At 61.3% G+C, this 14818-nt stretch carries 15 protein-coding genes; 7 read left to right on the top strand and 8 right to left on the bottom strand.

From position 1 onward, the window contains the following. Positions 1–142 precede the first annotated feature (142 nt). On the bottom strand, positions 143–1393 hold the full coding sequence (gene kynU / locus JFV30_RS32560; protein ID WP_201126098.1) for a kynureninase: 1251 nt from the start codon (positions 1391–1393) through the stop codon (positions 143–145). Between the two features lie 142 nt (positions 1394–1535). On the opposite strand from kynU, the gene JFV30_RS32555 reads away from it, so the two are divergent. Then, on the top strand, positions 1536–2009 hold the full coding sequence (locus tag JFV30_RS32555) for an Lrp/AsnC family transcriptional regulator (protein ID WP_177129985.1): 474 nt from the start codon (positions 1536–1538) through the stop codon (positions 2007–2009). 157 nt (positions 2010–2166) lie between these two features. Here the strand turns inward: JFV30_RS32555 and catA are convergent, their stop codons facing one another. Genes catA through JFV30_RS32540 form a run of 3 tightly spaced genes read right to left on the bottom strand, consistent with a single transcriptional unit; the run spans position 2167 to position 4570 of the window. Beyond that, on the bottom strand, positions 2167–3096 hold the full coding sequence (gene catA / locus JFV30_RS32550) for a catechol 1,2-dioxygenase (protein WP_201126097.1): 930 nt from the start codon (positions 3094–3096) through the stop codon (positions 2167–2169). A gap of 42 nt (positions 3097–3138) precedes the next feature. Further along, the gene (gene catC / locus JFV30_RS32545) at positions 3139–3429 is read right to left on the bottom strand and encodes a muconolactone Delta-isomerase (RefSeq protein ID WP_201126096.1); all 291 of its coding nucleotides are present in this window, start codon (positions 3427–3429) and stop codon (positions 3139–3141) included. 16 nt (positions 3430–3445) lie between these two features. After that, positions 3446–4570, bottom strand: a complete 1125-nt coding sequence (locus JFV30_RS32540; RefSeq protein ID WP_201126095.1) for a muconate cycloisomerase family protein — start codon at positions 4568–4570, stop codon at positions 3446–3448. A gap of 114 nt (positions 4571–4684) precedes the next feature. On the opposite strand from JFV30_RS32540, the gene JFV30_RS32535 reads away from it, so the two are divergent. Then, complete coding sequence (locus JFV30_RS32535) at positions 4685–5560, top strand: LysR family transcriptional regulator (protein ID WP_201126094.1); 876 nt, start codon at positions 4685–4687, stop codon at positions 5558–5560. Positions 5561–5704: 144 nt separating this feature from the next. On the opposite strand, the gene JFV30_RS32530 is transcribed toward JFV30_RS32535, so the two are convergent. Beyond that, positions 5705–6703 carry an AraC family transcriptional regulator gene (locus JFV30_RS32530; RefSeq protein ID WP_008436676.1) on the bottom strand — a complete coding sequence of 333 codons (999 nt, stop codon included), beginning with the start codon at positions 6701–6703 and terminating at the stop codon, positions 5705–5707. Positions 6704–7015: 312 nt separating this feature from the next. Here JFV30_RS32530 and antA point away from each other — a divergent pair, with 312 nt between their 5' ends. The 4 genes from antA to JFV30_RS32510 all read left to right on the top strand — a co-directional run bounded on the left by antA (position 7016) and on the right by JFV30_RS32510 (position 11486). Beyond that, entirely contained in the window at positions 7016–8407 is a 1392-nt protein-coding gene (gene antA, locus JFV30_RS32525) for an anthranilate 1,2-dioxygenase large subunit (protein ID WP_010174190.1), read from the top strand. After that, the gene (gene antB, locus JFV30_RS32520; RefSeq protein ID WP_201126093.1) at positions 8407–8898 is read left to right on the top strand and encodes an anthranilate 1,2-dioxygenase small subunit; all 492 of its coding nucleotides are present in this window, start codon (positions 8407–8409) and stop codon (positions 8896–8898) included. The genes antA and antB overlap by 1 nt, the downstream gene beginning before the upstream one ends. A 105-nt stretch (positions 8899–9003) precedes the next feature. Further along, positions 9004–10011: an anthranilate 1,2-dioxygenase electron transfer component AntC gene (gene antC / locus JFV30_RS32515; RefSeq protein WP_201126092.1), complete on the top strand. Its 1008-nt coding sequence runs from the start codon at positions 9004–9006 to the stop codon at positions 10009–10011. Between the two features lie 71 nt (positions 10012–10082). Continuing rightward, positions 10083–11486, top strand: coding sequence for an amino acid permease (locus JFV30_RS32510; RefSeq protein WP_010174183.1), 1404 nt, complete (start codon positions 10083–10085; stop codon positions 11484–11486). Positions 11487–11641: 155 nt separating this feature from the next. On the opposite strand, the gene kynA is transcribed toward JFV30_RS32510, so the two are convergent. Both kynA and kynB read right to left on the bottom strand, forming a co-directional pair. Continuing rightward, positions 11642–12499, bottom strand: a complete 858-nt coding sequence (gene kynA / locus JFV30_RS32505) for a tryptophan 2,3-dioxygenase (RefSeq protein WP_201126091.1) — start codon at positions 12497–12499, stop codon at positions 11642–11644. After that, a complete protein-coding gene (gene kynB, locus JFV30_RS32500) occupies positions 12496–13146 on the bottom strand; it encodes an arylformamidase (RefSeq protein ID WP_201126090.1) in 651 nt (216 codons plus the stop codon). The genes kynA and kynB overlap by 4 nt, the downstream gene beginning before the upstream one ends. Positions 13147–13535: 389 nt before the next feature. Between kynB and JFV30_RS32495 the strand changes: the two genes are divergently transcribed. Then, entirely contained in the window at positions 13536–13880 is a 345-nt protein-coding gene (locus JFV30_RS32495) for a cupin domain-containing protein (RefSeq protein ID WP_003212331.1), read from the top strand. A 44-nt stretch (positions 13881–13924) separates the two neighbouring features. Here JFV30_RS32495 and mmsB read toward each other — a convergent pair whose 3' ends face one another. Next, positions 13925–14812 (bottom strand): 3-hydroxyisobutyrate dehydrogenase, encoded by an 888-nt coding sequence (gene mmsB, locus JFV30_RS32490; protein WP_201126089.1) that lies wholly within the window; start codon positions 14810–14812, stop codon positions 13925–13927. Between the last annotated feature and the right edge of the window lie 6 nt (positions 14813–14818).

Below are 14818 nucleotides of genomic sequence, written 5' to 3'. Positions count from 1 at the left end.
ATTATTGTGATTGCACTGTTTGTTGCTTGCCCCGAACCTTGTGGGAGCTGGCTTGCCTGCGATGCAGACACCTCGGTATGTCAGTTAAACCAAAGTGATGCCATCGCAGGCAAGCCAGCTCCCACAAGGGTTTTGTGTTGTATCAGGTAACGCTATGGCGCACTTTGAATTGCGGCTGGTCCCAGGTTTTCTGGTCGAGAATTTCGCCGAGGATTTCCACCGCATCCCACACCTCAACAAAGCTGGTGTACAACGGGGTAAACCCGAACCGCATGATGCGCGGCTCGCGATAATCACCAATCACGCCACGGGCGATCAAGGCCTGGATAACCGCATAGCCTTGCGGGTGTTCAAAGCTGACGTGGCTGCCGCGCCGGGCATGTTCACGCGGAGTGATCAGGGTCAATTCGTGGGCGGCGCAACGGGACTCTACCAACGCGATAAACAGGTCAGTCAACGCCAGGGATTTAGTGCGCAGGCTGGCCATGTCGGTCTGGGCAAAAATATCCAGGCCACACTCCACCATCGCCAGCGAGGTTATCGGCTGGGTGCCGCACAGGTAGCGCGCAATGCCCTGGCTCGGCGCATAACGCGATTCCATGGCGAACTGCCGGGTATGCCCGAACCAGCCCGACAGCGGCTGCGTGACCACATCCACCAGCGCCGGGTTGACCCACACAAACGCCTGGGAGCCGGGCCCGCCGTTGAGGTATTTGTAAGTGCAGCCAATCGCATAATCGGCTGCGGCCTGATGCAGGTCGATCGGCACCGCGCCCGCCGAATGCGCCAGGTCCCAGATCGCCAGCGCGCCACATTCATGGCTCAACGCGGTCTGGGCCTGCATGTCGTACATGTAGCCGGTCTTGTAGTTGACGTGGGTAAGCATCACCACGGCGGTGTCCTGGTCGATGGCCTGGGGCAGTTCGTCCGGGCTGTTGACCAGGCGCAGGGAGTAGCCCTGTTGCAGCAGTTCGGTCAGGCCTTCGGCGATGTACAGGTCGGTGGGGAAATTGCTCGCTTCGCTGACGATCACCTTGCGGCTTGGCGCCCGCTCGCGCTGCACGGTCAACGCGGCGCTGAGCACTTTGAACAGGTTGATGGAGGTGGTATCGGTGATCACCAGTTCACCGTCGCGGGCCCCGATCAGCGGCGCCAGGCGATTGCCCAGGCGCTGGGACAAATCGGCCCAGCCGGCGCTGTTCCAGCTACGAATCAGCCCGTTGCCCCACTCCTCGGCGATCACCGCGTGCGCCCGCTCCAGCGCTGCTACCGGGCGCGCGCCGAGGGAGTTGCCGTCGAGGTAGATCACCCCGGCTGGCAAGGCGAATTGGTTGCGCAGTGGCGCCAGCGGATCCTGGGCGTCGAGGGTCAGGCAATGGGTGCGGGTGGTCATGGTCAGTCCTGTTCTTGTAGTAACAATGAGCCAAATAATGAACGAAGCTTTAGAGAATTTTCGTGCAAAGTGGTGGGCAACAGGCTAATTAAGCTGTAGGAAATTCGAATTTAACCTCCAAACACGCGGATTTATTCTAACCATGATGCTCGACGCTACCGACCTGCGCCTTCTGCATTTCCTGCAACAGGATGGCCGTATCAGCAACCAGGAACTGGCGGAGAAAGTCGCCCTGTCGCCGTCGGCCTGCCTGCGGCGTTTGCGCCTGCTGGAGAGCGAGGGCATCATCAGTGGGTATCGGGCGGTGTTGAACGCGGAGCAACTGGGGATCGAGCTGGAGGCGATCGTCCACCTGTCATTGCGCCAGGATGTGGAGGATTGGCACGAGACGTTTATCAAGAAGGTGCAGGGTTGGCCGGAGGTGGCCAGTGCGTATGTGATTACCGGGGCGAGCAACTATGTGTTGCGGGTGCAGGCGCGCAACCTCAAGCACTTTTCGGACTTTATCGTGAACCACCTGAACCGCACGGCGGGGGTGATGGATATTCGCTCGGAGATCGTGTTGCAGAAGATCAAGGATCGGGATGATTTGCTGGATCTGGTTGTTCGCAAATAGGCCAAACGATGCAGATTCAAATGTGGGAGCGGGCTTGCTGTGGCGAGCGGGCTTGCCCCGCGTTGGGCTGCGAAGCAGCCCCTTCAATCTGTAGTGAACCCGACGGGGGACAAGCCCCCTCACCACAGCAAGCCCGCTCCCACATTTTTTACCGCGCTCAGTCTTCGAGCGCGCGAACTCGTTGCATACGTTTCTGTTCGACAGGCGCCGCCGCCGACTGCAACTCAAAATCAAAATCAATCTGTGCAAACTGCCCTTCCACGCCAAATTCCTTCGCCAGGTTCGCGTCCTCGCTGAAGCGAATTTCGGCGATCAACTCATCCCGCGTCGCATAGGCAAAATCATCATGCAGGTATGGATCGTCCGACAGGTTGATCTGCGTGGTCAGGTGCCGGTGGCCCGGTGCCGAGATGAAGAAGTGGATATGCGCCGGCCGCTGCCCGTGGCGCCCCAACTGGTCGAGCAATTGCTGAGTCGGACCGGTCGGCGGGCAGCCGTACCCGGACGGCACGATGCTGCGAAAACGATAGTTGCCCTGGGCATCGGTCTCGATCCGACGGCGCAGGTTGAACTCCGACTGCGTGCCGTCAAACCACGAATACGTGCCGCCCGTGTTGGCCTGCCACACATCGACAATCGCCCCCGCCAGCGGCTTGCCGTGGGTGTCGCGCACCTGGCCCTGCATGAACAGCGGCACACCCGGATCCAGCCCGTCATCCAGCCGCGCCTCGTATTTGGACAGCGGCGCGCCGGCCACATACAGCGGGCCTTCGATGGTGCGCGGGGTGCCGCCGGATTTGCCGGCTTCCTCGTCCGCCGCGTCCATCAGCATGTCCAGGTAATGCTCCAGGCCCAGGCCCGCCGCGAGCAACCCGGCCTCCTGGTTCTTGCCCAGTTCGTTGAGGTAGTTGACCGCCTTCCAGAACTCTTCCGGGGTCACTTCCAGGTCTTCGATGATGTTCACCGTGTCCCGCAGGATCCGGTAGATCAGCGCCTTGGCCCGTGGGTCGCCGCCGTCGTTAAGGTTGCCGCTGGCTTCTTCGAGAAACTGTTGGGCGTGAGCAGTCTGGGAAAGTCGGATGGACATGGTGCAATCCTCATCTTGTAATTATTAGGTGAAAAAACAGACTCAGCGATCATCCTCACGGATCGACGACGGATGCCGGCACAGGGCATTCACTTCGATGGCCATGTAAGGATAAAGCGGCAGTTGCATCAGCAGGTCATGCAGTTCCTGCACGCTGTCGACATCGAACACGCTGTAGTTGGCATACAGCCCGGCGATGCGCCACAGGTGGCGCCATTTGCCCTGATCTTGCAGCCGCTGCGAGAAGGCTTTTTCTTCAGCCTTGAGGGCAGCAGCGCGCTCGGGGTTCATGTCGACGGGCAGGTTCACGGTCATTTTTACGTGGAACAACATCGCAGGTGTCCTCTTGTTATTGGTCGCGACGGAAGAACGCCAGGCGCTCTTCATCGATGGCCAGGCCCAGGCCCGGAGCGGTGGAGACATGCAGGTGGAAATCGCGGTACACCAGCGGCTCGGTCAGGATGTCTTCGGTGAGCAGCAGTGGGCCGAACAGCTCGGTGTCCCACGCCAGTTTGTTCAAGGTGAGAAAGGCATGGGCCGAGGCCAGGGTGCCGATACCGCCTTCGAGCATGGTGCCGCCGTACAGGCCGATGCCCGCCGCCTCGGCAATCGCAGCGGTGCGCAACACCGCACGCGGGCCGCCGTTTTTGGCGATCTTCAGGGCGAACACCGAGGCCGCGCCTTCGCGGGCCAGGTTGAAGGCGTCTTCCACGCATTCAATCGACTCGTCGGCCATGATCGGCGCCGGGCTCGACAGGTTGAGCCGCACCATGCCGCCACGGTTGTTGCGCGAAATCGGTTGTTCGATCAGGTCGATACCGTTGTCGCCCAGCACCTTGCAGGCGCGCAGGGCCACGGCTTCGTCCCAGGCCTGGTTGACGTCGACCCGCACGCTGGCGCGGTCGCCCAGGGCTTTTTTGATCGCGATGACGTGCGCCAGGTCCTGGCTGACTTCAGCGGCGCCGATCTTCAATTTGAAGATGCGGTGGCGGCGCAGGTCGAGCATCTTCTCGGCTTCGGCGATGTCTTTTTCGGTGTTGCCGCTGGCCAGGGTCCAGGCCACCGGCAGGGCGTCCCGCACACGGCCGCCGAGCAATTCGCTGACCGGCAGATTCAGGCGCTTGCCGAGGGCATCAAGCAAGGCGCTTTCGATACCCGACTTGGCAAAGGTGTTGCCCCGAATGCTGCGCTCCAGGCGCAACATGGCAGCGTTGATATTGCTCGCGTCCTGGCCTAGCAGTAGCGGCGCGAAATGCCGGTCGATGTTGATTTTGATGCTGTCGGGGCTTTCATTGCCGTAGCTCAGGCCGCCGATGGTGGTGGATTCACCAATGCCTTCGATGCCGTCGGCGCAGCGCACGCGGATGATCACCAGGGTTTGGTTCTGCATCGTGTGCATCGCCAGCTTGTGCGGGCGGATGGTAGGAAGGTCGACGATGATGGTCTCGATCGACTCGATGGCACAAATCGGCATGGCAATACCCGTTGGGTTCTTTATAGATTTGGCCTGATTCTGTTCCGGATCTCTGCTGGCTTCCAATATAGAATGGGTCTCGAACAATACCCTTAAGGTATGAATGGAGTCTTTATGGAACTGCGCCATCTGCGTTACTTCCAGGTGCTGGGTGAAACCCTCAACTTCACCCGCGCCGCCGAGCGCCTGCACATTGCCCAGCCGCCGTTGAGTCGGCAGATCCAGCAACTGGAGGACGAACTGGGCGTGGTCCTGCTGGAGCGCGGGCGGCCGTTGCGCCTGACCGAGGCTGGGCGGTTTTTCTATGAGCACGCCAATGTGCTGCTCGAACAACTGGGCAAGGTGTGCGACAACACCCGGCGCATCGGCCTTGGCCAAAAGACCTGGCTGGGCATCGGTTTTGCGCCGTCGACGCTGTATGGCGTGCTGCCCGAACTGATTCGCCGGCTGCGCAGCCACGATGGCCTGGAGCTGGAGTTGGGGCTTTCCGAGATGACCACCCTGCAACAAGTCGAAGCCCTCAAGGCCGGGCGGATTGACGTGGGCTTCGGGCGGATTCGCATCGACGACCCGGCCATCGTGCAGCGGGTGTTGGTGGAGGACCGGCTGGTGGCGGTGCTGCCGGCCGGGCATCCCTTGCTGGGTGCTCCGGCCACCCTGGCGCAGTTGGCCGCAGAGCCCTTCGTGCTGTACCCCGGCAACCCGCGCCCCAGCTACGCCGACCATGTGATCGCGTTGTTCGACGCCCACGGCTTGAGCCTCAAGGTTGCGCAATGGACCAACGAATTGCAGACCGCCATCGGCCTGGTCGGTGCGGGCATGGGCGTGACGCTGGTGCCAGCCTCGGTGCAGGTGCTGCACCGCGCCGACATCGGCTACACGCCGGTGGTGGAAGCCACCGCGACGTCGCCGATCATTCTCAGCCGGCGGATCAATGACCAGTCGCCGGGGCTCAGTCATTGCCTGCAACTGGTCGAAGAGTTGATCTGAGATCTCACAACCACCACAAATCCCCTGTGGGAGCTGGCTTGCCTGCGATGGCGGTGATTCAGAAAAGAAAATGCAAGCTGATCCACCGCTATCGCAGGCAAGCCAGCTCCTACAGTTGATCTCCATCGTTTTTGAGTAATGTGTTCAGCCACGCATGCGCCGGGCATCGTTGCGCTGAAGGGTCTGGCTGGGAGACTCGTCGAACAGCTTGCGGTACTCGGCCGAGAATCGCCCCAGATGGGTAAAGCCCCAGCCCAGGGCGATCTCGGAGATGGTGCGGGTTGAGCCGTGTTCGAGGATTTGCTGGCGCACGGCACCCAGGCGGTATTTCTTCAGATAAGCCATAGGCGACAAAGCAAAGTATTTGCGGAAGGCATCGAACAGCTTGAACCGCGACACGCCTGCCGCCGCCTCCAAGTCCTCCAGGTGCACCGCTTCCCGGGCGTTGTCGTGGATGTACTGCCGGGCACGGATCAGATAGTGCGGCAGCTTCACCCCCAGTACGTCCCGCAGTTCTTCGGAATAGTTGTTCGGCTGGGCCAGGATCAGGCCCTTGATCAGCGAACTTTCCAGGTCCCGGGTAAACGCCACCTGGTCATACAGCTCGCTGCTGCGTTCCAGCTCGGCGATGAAATACCGCGCCATGCGCCACCACGACGCAGAGGCGCCGTCCACCGCGTCCATCGCCGACTCAAAGCGCAGCGGCGCTTCAATCGGCCGCTGCAGCAAGCCTTCCAGGGATTCGCTCATGGCCGCCCGGGTGATCACCACTTGCAGCTTGCGGCAGTCACCCGAGATCTCCAGTACTTGATGCTCGTTGGGCGAGATGATTACGCCCTGGTCGCGGTTGGAGCTGAGCCGCACGCCGTTTTTGCTCAGCTCCTGCTCGCCCACCAGAGGCAGGGTCAGGCTGTAGCTGCTGAAGTGCTCGGCGTCTTCGATATCGATGGTGACGTCGGTGCCGTACTCGATAATCCCCAGAGTCGTGGCGCGGGACTTGAACACATTGGCACTGTGGTGAAAACGGATGCGCTCCGGCGTCGCGGTTTGCAGCCGGTGCGGCCCGCAAATGCCGGACATCCAGCTGCAGGCGCCTTCAAGGTCGAAGCGCTCGATACGTATATCGCGTGTATTGCTACTCATCACGGGGCACCCACGGCAATTGTGGCCGGCGCGCTCTGACGGCGCGTCCTGGTAGAGCAACAGCAAGTTTTGCGCCACGCCAGCGGGATCGCCACTGGGTGGATAGCAACCGTCGACTAAGTGGATAACAAGCAGACTTTTCCGACAATCACCTCGCAAGACAGTAGCGCATTCCGCCACCACCCTGCACCGCCGTGGGTATTTCGTGCCCAACTAAGTGGCCCACCTTCCCCCATTAACCGGATAGCCCGCCGCCCCGCCGCAGCCTCTTAATGGCCTACCCGTTTAGCCATTATCCAAAAGGTGCCTCCCATGAGTGGTGCAAGAAGCGTCGAGCAGTGGAAAAGTTTTATCGAAGGCTGCCTGGACTTTCGTCCGGTGGATGAGGTGTTCCGCATCGCCCGGGACATGTTCACCGAGCCGGAACTGTTTGATCTGGAAATGGAGCTGATCTTCGAAAAGAACTGGATCTACGCCTGTCACGAAAGCGAATTGGCCAACAAGCATGACTTCGTGACGATGCGTGCCGGGCGCCAGCCGATGATCATCACCCGCGACGGCGAAGGCCAGCTCAACGCACTGATCAACGCCTGCCAGCATCGCGGCACCACCCTGACGCGGGTCGGCAAGGGCAACCAGTCCACCTTCACCTGCCCGTTCCACGCCTGGTGCTACAAGAGCGACGGCCGGCTGGTGAAGGTCAAGGCGCCGGGGGAATACCCGGAAGGCTTCGACAAGGCCACTCGCGGCCTGAAAAAGGCGCGGATCGAGAGCTACAAGGGCTTCGTGTTCATCAGCCTGGACGTGAACGGCACTAACCGCCTGGAAGACTTCCTGGGCGACGCCAAAGTGTTCTTCGACATGATGGTCGCCCAGTCGGCCACCGGTGAGCTGGAAGTACTGCCGGGCAAATCCGCCTACACCTACGACGGCAACTGGAAACTGCAAAACGAAAACGGCCTGGACGGTTATCACGTCAGCACCGTGCACTACAACTACGTGGCCACGGTGCAGCACCGCCAGCAGGTCAACACCGAGAACGGCACAGGTTCCGGCACGACCCTGGACTACAGCAAGCTCGGCGCCGGCGATGCCAACACCGACGACGGCTGGTTCGCCTTCAACAATGGCCACAGCCTGTTGTTCAGCGACATGCCCAACCCCACCGTGCGTTCGGGCTACGCCACCATCATGCCGCGCCTGGTCGAAGAACACGGCCAGCAAAAAGCCGAGTGGATGATGCACCGCCTGCGCAACCTGAACATCTACCCAAGCCTGTTCTTTCTCGACCAGATCAGCTCCCAGTTGCGGATCATCCGCCCTATCGCCTGGAACAAGACCGAGATCATCAGCCAGTGCCTGGGGGTGAAGGGCGAGTCTGACGCCGACCGTGAAAACCGCATTCGCCAGTTCGAGGATTTCTTCAACGTCTCGGGCATGGGCACGCCGGATGACCTGGTGGAGTTTCGCGAAGCCCAGCGCGGCTTCCAGGGCCGCCTGGAGCGCTGGAGCGATATCTCCCGGGGCAGCCATCGCTGGGAAACCGGGCCGACGCCCAACAGCGAAGCCATCGGCATCCAGCCGGCAATGACCGGCACCGAATTCACCCACGAAGGGTTGTACGTCAACCAGCATCGCAACTGGCAGAAGTTCCTGCTGGACGGGCTTGATGCCCAAGCCCTGAAACTGCGGGAGGTGGAATGATGAATGCGCAATTGCAGTACCGGATCGAGCAGTTTTTTTACCGTAAATCCGAGCTGTGCGACGCCCAGGATTGGGACGCCTACGTGCAGCTGTTCGACCCGCAGAGTGAACTCCACCTGCCGCAATGGGACTCGGAACATGTCTACACCCGCGACCCCAAGCGCGAGATGTCGCTGATCTACTACGCCAATCGTTCCGGGCTGGAGGATCGGGTGTTTCGCCTGCGCACGGGCAAGGCGGCGTCGGCCACGCCGATGCCGAGAACCCTGCATTTGATCAATAACGTGCGGATTGCCGAGCAGGCAGACGGGCTGCTGGAAGTGAAGCTGAACTGGCACACGCTGTTCTATCGGCTGGCGATGTCGGAGCAGTTCTACGGCAGCGCCACTTACAGCCTCAAGCCCGATGGCGACAGTTGGCTGATCACCCGCAAGCATGCGCTGCTGCTCAACGACACCATCAATTCGGTGCTGGATTTCTATCACCTGTGACAACGCGCTTTTGTGGCGAGCGCGATCCTGTGGTGAGGGGGCTTGTCCCCTCACCACAAAAGCTTGCTCGTCAGGCATAACAATCAAACTCGCGGAGCATGGCGAATGAATCACAAAGTGGCCTTCAGTTTTGCCGACGGCAAGACCCTGTTTTTCCCGGTGGGCGCCAATGAGATCCTGCTGGACGCGGCGTTGCGCAACGGCATCAAGATCCCGCTCGACTGCCGCGAAGGTGTGTGTGGCACTTGCCAGGGCCGGTGCGAGTCGGGCGAGTTCACTCAGGACTACGTGGACGAGGAAGCCCTCTCCAGCCTCGACCTGCAACAACGCAAAATGCTCAGTTGCCAGACCCGGGTCCAATCCGACGCGGCGTTTTATTTCGACTTCGATTCCAGCCTCTGCAACGCACCGGGGCCGGTGCAGATCCGCAGCACCGTGAGCCAGGTGCAGCAGGTCTCGGCCAGCACGGCAATCCTGCACCTGCAGCTTGAAGCTCCGTTGGACTTCCTGCCCGGCCAGTACGCCCGCCTGTCGATTCCCGGCACCGACAGTTGGCGCTCCTACTCCTTCGCCAACCGCCCGGGCAACCGGTTGCAGTTCCTGATCCGCCTGCTGCCCGATGGCGTCATGAGCAACTACATCCGCGAACGCTGCCAGGTCGGCGATGAGCTGCTGCTGGAAGCGCCACTCGGCGCTTTTTACCTGCGGCACGTCACCCAACCGCTGGTGCTGGTGGCTGGCGGCACCGGACTGTCGGCGCTGCTGGGCATGCTCGATGAGCTGGCCGCCAACGGTTGCCAGCAGCCGGTGCACCTGTATTACGGCGTACGCGGTGCGGCAGATTTATGTGAGGCCGCACGCATAAAAGCCTACGCCGAAAAAATCCCGGGGTTTCGCTACACCGAAGTCCTCAGCGACCCGCCCTCCGACTGGCCCGGCAAACGCGGCTACCTCACTGAGCATTTCGACCTGGCCGAATTGCGGGATCAATCGGCAGATATGTACGTGTGCGGGCCGCCGCCGATGGTCGAATCCATCAAACAATGGCTGCTGGATCAGGCACTTGATGACGTTCAGCTGTATTACGAAAAGTTTACCGAGAGTAATATCTGACCCCTCAGCGGTATGAGGGGCTGGTTCGGTGTGCGATCAACCCTGAAAAAAACAAGTAGAAGGGAATGTTAATGGCGGATGACATGGTTAACCCGGTGGGCCTCAAGCGTGGCCTGAAGAACCGGCATATTCAGCTGATTGCCTTGGGAGGGGCGATCGGGACCGGGCTGTTCCTCGGCTCGGCGGGCGTGCTCAAGTCGGCTGGCCCCTCGATGATCCTGGGCTATGCGGTAGCCGGTTTCATCGCATTCCTGATCATGCGCCAGCTGGGCGAGATGATCGTCGAGGAACCGGTGGCCGGCTCCTTCAGCCACTTCGCTCACAAATACTGGGGCGGTTACGCAGGCTTCCTTGCCGGCTGGAACTACTGGGTACTCTATGTGCTGGTGGGCATGGCCGAACTGACGGCGGTGGGCAAGTACATCCAGTTCTGGTGGCCGGAGATTCCGACCTGGGTCAGCGCGGTGGTGTTCTTTGTGCTGGTCAACCTGATCAACACCCTCAACGTGAAGTTCTTCGGTGAGACCGAGTTCTGGTTTGCGATCATCAAGGTGGTGGCGATTGTCGGCATGATCGTGCTCGGCTGCTACCTGCTGTTCAGCGGCACCGGCGGCCCGCAAGCCTCGGTGAGCAACCTGTGGAGCCACGGCGGGTTCTTCCCCAATGGCGGCATGGGGCTGTTGATGTCCATGGCGTTCATCATGTTCTCGTTCGGCGGCCTGGAGCTGGTGGGCATTACCGCCGCTGAAGCCAGCGAGCCACGCAAGGTGATCCCGAAGGCGATCAACCAGGTGGTGTACCGGATCCTGATTTTCTACGTCGGCGCCCTCACCGTGCTGCTGTCGCTGTACCCATGGGACCAACTGCTGCAAACCCTCGGCGCGTCGGGAGATGCCTACAGCGGCAGCCCGTTTGTGCAGATCTTTTCCTTGATCGGTAACGACACCGCCGCCCACATCCTCAACTTCGTGGTATTGACCGCGGCGCTGTCGGTGTACAACAGCGGCGTGTACTGCAACAGCCGCATGCTGTTCGGCCTGGCCGAGCAAGGCGATGCGCCCAAAGCGCTGATGAAGTTGAACAAGCAAGGCGTGCCCCTGCGTGCCCTGGGCATTTCGGCCCTGGTGACGCTGCTGTGCGTGGTGATCAACTACGTCGCGCCGCATGACGCGCTGGAGCTGTTGTTCGCGCTGGTGGTTGCTTCGCTGATGATCAACTGGGCGCTGATCAGCCTGACCCACATCAAGTTCCGCAAGGCCATGGGCGAGCAAGGCGTGGTGCCGTCGTTCAAGACCTTCTGGTTCCCGTTCAGCAACTACCTGTGCCTGGCGTTCATGCTGATGATCATCTGCGTGATGCTGGCGATTCCGGGTGTGCGGGCGTCGGTGTATGCGATTCCGGTTTGGGTCGGGATTATCTATGTGGCGTACCGGTTGCGGTTGAGCAAGGGTAAAGCCTTGGCCGCCGCACGCTAACCCTTGTAGGAGCCGGCTTGCCGGCGATGAGGACCGTAGCCTTGCGCTAGCCTCAAGGCCGCTATCGCCGGCAAGCCGGCTCCTACAGGTGGCGTATTTGAGCTGTAAAAAGCCCCGGCACTCGATGAGTACCGGGGCTTTTTGCTGGGCCTTGATTACAGCGTTGAACGCACTCGCCACAGCTCGGGGAACAGCACGGTGTCGAGCATCTTGCGCAGGTAACCCACGCCTTCGGTGCCGCCGGTGCCCGGCTGGAAGCCGATAATCCGCTCCACGGTAGTGACATGGCGGAAGCGCCACTGACGGAAGGAATCTTCCAGGTCGATAAACTTTTCGGCCAGTTGGTACAGGTCCCAATACCGGCTCGGGTCGCGATAAACCTCACGCCACGCTGCCTCCACGGAGTCATCGTGAACCGTCGGCGCCGCGGGGTCGCGTTCAGCGCGCTGCGGGTCGATCGCCAACCCGGCCTTGGCCATCAGGTTGACCGCCTCGTCGTACAGCGACGGCGTGGCAATCGCCACTTTCAACTCGTTCAATAACTCCGGGCGATGGGCGTGAGGCCGCAACAGCGCCGCGCTTTTGTTGCCGAGGATGAATTCGATTTCCCGGTACTGGAACGACTGGAAGCCTGACGACTGGCCCAGGTACGGACGAATCGACTTGTACTCCGACGGCGTCATGGTCGCCAGCACCGCCCAGGCGTGCACCAGCTGGTCAAAGATCCGCGACACCCGCGCCAGCATCTTGAACGCTGGCGGCAACTCACCCAGGCGCACGTGTTCGCGGGCGGCCTTGAGCTCGTGGAGCATCAGCTTCATCCACAGCTCCGAGGTCTGGTGCTGGATGATGAACAGCATCTCGTTGTGGTCCGGCGACAGCGGGTGCTGGGCGCTGAGCACTTTGCCCAGGTCCAGGTAGTCGCCATAGCTCATGGACTCGGAAAAATTCAGCTCGGCGTTATGCCATTCTTCCGGCGGCTGGTAATCGGGGGAGAAAGGACACTGGCTCATCGCGTGGGCTCCTTGAGCGGGCGGAGAATGGCTCGTACCGGGCTGGCATCGAGGTTGGCAAACCGCAGCGGCAGCGCGATCAACTCATAATCGCCCTCCGGCACGTCGTCGAGGACGATGCCTTCGAGAATCGCCATGCCATGCCGGGCGACGGCATTGTGGGAGTCCATGGTCTTGGACTGTTGCGGGTCGAGGGACGGCGTGTCGATACCGATCAGGCGCACACCGAGGCTGGCCAGCAGTTCGACGGTTTGCGGGGCGACGGCGGTGAAATTCGAATCCCAGGTTTCCAGCGGTGCCTGTTGATAAGTGCGCAACAGCACCCGCTCAGGCAGGTTTTCCAGGCGGCCTTCCAACTGATGCGGTTGCACCAGCGCGCCGCTGCCCAGGCAGTGCAGCACCCGGCACGGGCCCATGTACACCTCCAGGGACACTTCGCCGATCGGCGCACCGTCCGCGCTGTAGTGCAACGGCGCGTCCACATGGGCGCCGGTGTGGGGCGACAGGGTGATGCGCCCGACATTCACCGGGCACTCGGGGCCGAACTGCCAGACGCGCTCTTCCTGAAACGGCGTATCACCCGGCCAGGTCGGGGTCGCGGTGCTCAAGGGCGGGCTGATGTCCCACCACGTTTTTATTGGATTCATTTCAAGGCTCTCGGTCGTTACTGGGGTGAATGATACGAGGGCCAGCTGTAAATATTCTTGCGAATTCCAGCGCAAAGCGGGAAATCTTTCGCACTTACTGCGAGGAAATGGCTGATTGGCGCACAGATATTTCGTACTGACTCATTCCTTCAAACAACAAATATTCCCTGTGGGAGCCGGGCTTGCCCGCGATGAGGCCGGCACAGCTTCCCCTTCCATCGCCTGACACTCCGCCATCGCGGGCAAGCCCGGCTCCCACAGGGGTTAGCGGTGACTCACGGATGTGCAAATGACTGCGCTTCCTGGCATCCCGATGTCGAGTTCAGACCATTGGCGGGCGGCCCAAGGCGATAGGGTTCGGACTTCCCTTCCTCTGCCTCGGAATCATCATGTCCAAGCCAATCACCGTACTGCGCGACACCCACCCACTGCCGGTGCTGGACGCCTGCAAATGGGAAAAACTCGAAGGCGACCCGCACACCGTCAACCTCAACGCCTACACCAGCGAAGACGGCAGCAAGATCATGGGCACCTGGATCTGCACCCCGGGCAAATGGCGGGTGGAGTATGTGAAGTGGGAATACTGCCACTTCCAGGAAGGCTACTGCGTGATCACCCCGGATGGCCTGGAGCCGATCCATTTGCGGGCTGGGGATATCTTTGTGGTGGAGCCGGGGATGAAGGGGACGTGGGAAGTGGTCGAGACGGTGCGTAAGTATTTTGTGTTTGCCTGACAGCCGTTGTGGTGAGGGGGCTTGTCCCCCCCGCCACAAACGCCCTATTTGGGCTTGCGATAGCTGTTGATGATCGCCGAGAAGTCCTTGCCCCCTTCCCCACGCTGGCTCATCGATTGATACAACTGCTGCGCCACTGCACCGAGGATCACCGGTTGGTGCGCCTGGCGTGCGGCTTCAGTGGCCAGCCCCAGATCCTTGAGCATCAGTTCCGCACCAAACCCGCCGGTATAACCCCGGGACGACGGTGCCGTTTCGATAATCCCGGGCCACGGGTTGTAGGTGTCCGAACTCCAGCAGCGCCCGGTGGAGCTGTTGATAATCCCCGCCAACACGTGGGTGTCGATGCCCAGCGCATCACCCAGGGCCATGGCTTCGCTGACGCCGACCATGGTGATGCCCAGCAGCAGGTTGTTGCAGATCTTGGCGATTTGCCCGGTGCCGACTTCGCCGCAATGCACGATGTTGCGGCCCATCTGCGCCAGTACCGGTTGCAGGGTGGCGAACAGTTCCGGGGTGGCGCCGACCATGAAGGTCAGTGTCCCGGCCTGGGCGCCGCCGGTGCCGCCGGACACCGGGGCATCGGCCATCACCACGCCTTGTTTTGCTGCCGCCGCTGCTACATCGCGGGCGGTCTGCGGGTCGATGGTGCTGCAATCCACCGCCGGCACGCCTTTGCCGATGCCAGCCAGCACGCCGTCTTCACCCAGCCATACGCTGCGCACATGGGCTGCAGCCGGAAGCATGGTCACCACCAACTCGGCGCCTTCTGCTGCCGCGCGCGGCGAGGCGCTGATGGTGCCGCCCAGCTCGGCCAGTTCCTGGAGCACGGTCTGGTTCAGGTCAAACAGGTTCAGCGCATGGCCCGCCTTGATCAGGTTGCGCGCCATCGGCGCGCCCATGTTGCCCAGGCCAATAAATGCAATCTTCATGGTCGT

Origin of the sequence: Pseudomonas sp. TH32 (genome assembly GCF_016650855.1) — a bacterium.
Lineage (GTDB): Bacteria > Pseudomonadota > Gammaproteobacteria > Pseudomonadales > Pseudomonadaceae > Aquipseudomonas.
Note: the sequence above shows the minus strand (reverse complement) of the source record. Positions and strands in the feature narration are given on the sequence as shown.

Excerpts from the sequence above, each read along its gene's own strand:
- kynB (WP_201126090.1), bottom strand. The coding sequence starts at position 13,146 with ATGAATCCAATAAAAACGTGGTGGGACATCAGCCCGCCCTTGAGCACC.
- kynU (WP_201126098.1), bottom strand. The coding sequence starts at position 1,393 with ATGACCACCCGCACCCATTGCCTGACCCTCGACGCCCAGGATCCGCTG.
- JFV30_RS32495 (WP_003212331.1), top strand. The coding sequence starts at position 13,536 with ATGTCCAAGCCAATCACCGTACTGCGCGACACCCACCCACTGCCGGTG.
- antA (WP_010174190.1), top strand. The coding sequence starts at position 7,016 with ATGAGTGGTGCAAGAAGCGTCGAGCAGTGGAAAAGTTTTATCGAAGGC.
- mmsB (WP_201126089.1), bottom strand. The coding sequence starts at position 14,812 with ATGAAGATTGCATTTATTGGCCTGGGCAACATGGGCGCGCCGATGGCG.
- JFV30_RS32540 (WP_201126095.1), bottom strand. The coding sequence starts at position 4,570 with ATGCCGATTTGTGCCATCGAGTCGATCGAGACCATCATCGTCGACCTT.
- antB (WP_201126093.1), top strand. The coding sequence starts at position 8,407 with ATGAATGCGCAATTGCAGTACCGGATCGAGCAGTTTTTTTACCGTAAA.
- JFV30_RS32510 (WP_010174183.1), top strand. The coding sequence starts at position 10,083 with ATGGCGGATGACATGGTTAACCCGGTGGGCCTCAAGCGTGGCCTGAAG.
- catA (WP_201126097.1), bottom strand. The coding sequence starts at position 3,096 with ATGTCCATCCGACTTTCCCAGACTGCTCACGCCCAACAGTTTCTCGAA.
- antC (WP_201126092.1), top strand. The coding sequence starts at position 9,004 with ATGAATCACAAAGTGGCCTTCAGTTTTGCCGACGGCAAGACCCTGTTT.
- kynA (WP_201126091.1), bottom strand. The coding sequence starts at position 12,499 with ATGAGCCAGTGTCCTTTCTCCCCCGATTACCAGCCGCCGGAAGAATGG.
- JFV30_RS32535 (WP_201126094.1), top strand. The coding sequence starts at position 4,685 with ATGGAACTGCGCCATCTGCGTTACTTCCAGGTGCTGGGTGAAACCCTC.
- JFV30_RS32530 (WP_008436676.1), bottom strand. The coding sequence starts at position 6,703 with ATGAGTAGCAATACACGCGATATACGTATCGAGCGCTTCGACCTTGAA.
- JFV30_RS32555 (WP_177129985.1), top strand. The coding sequence starts at position 1,536 with ATGATGCTCGACGCTACCGACCTGCGCCTTCTGCATTTCCTGCAACAG.
- catC (WP_201126096.1), bottom strand. The coding sequence starts at position 3,429 with ATGTTGTTCCACGTAAAAATGACCGTGAACCTGCCCGTCGACATGAAC.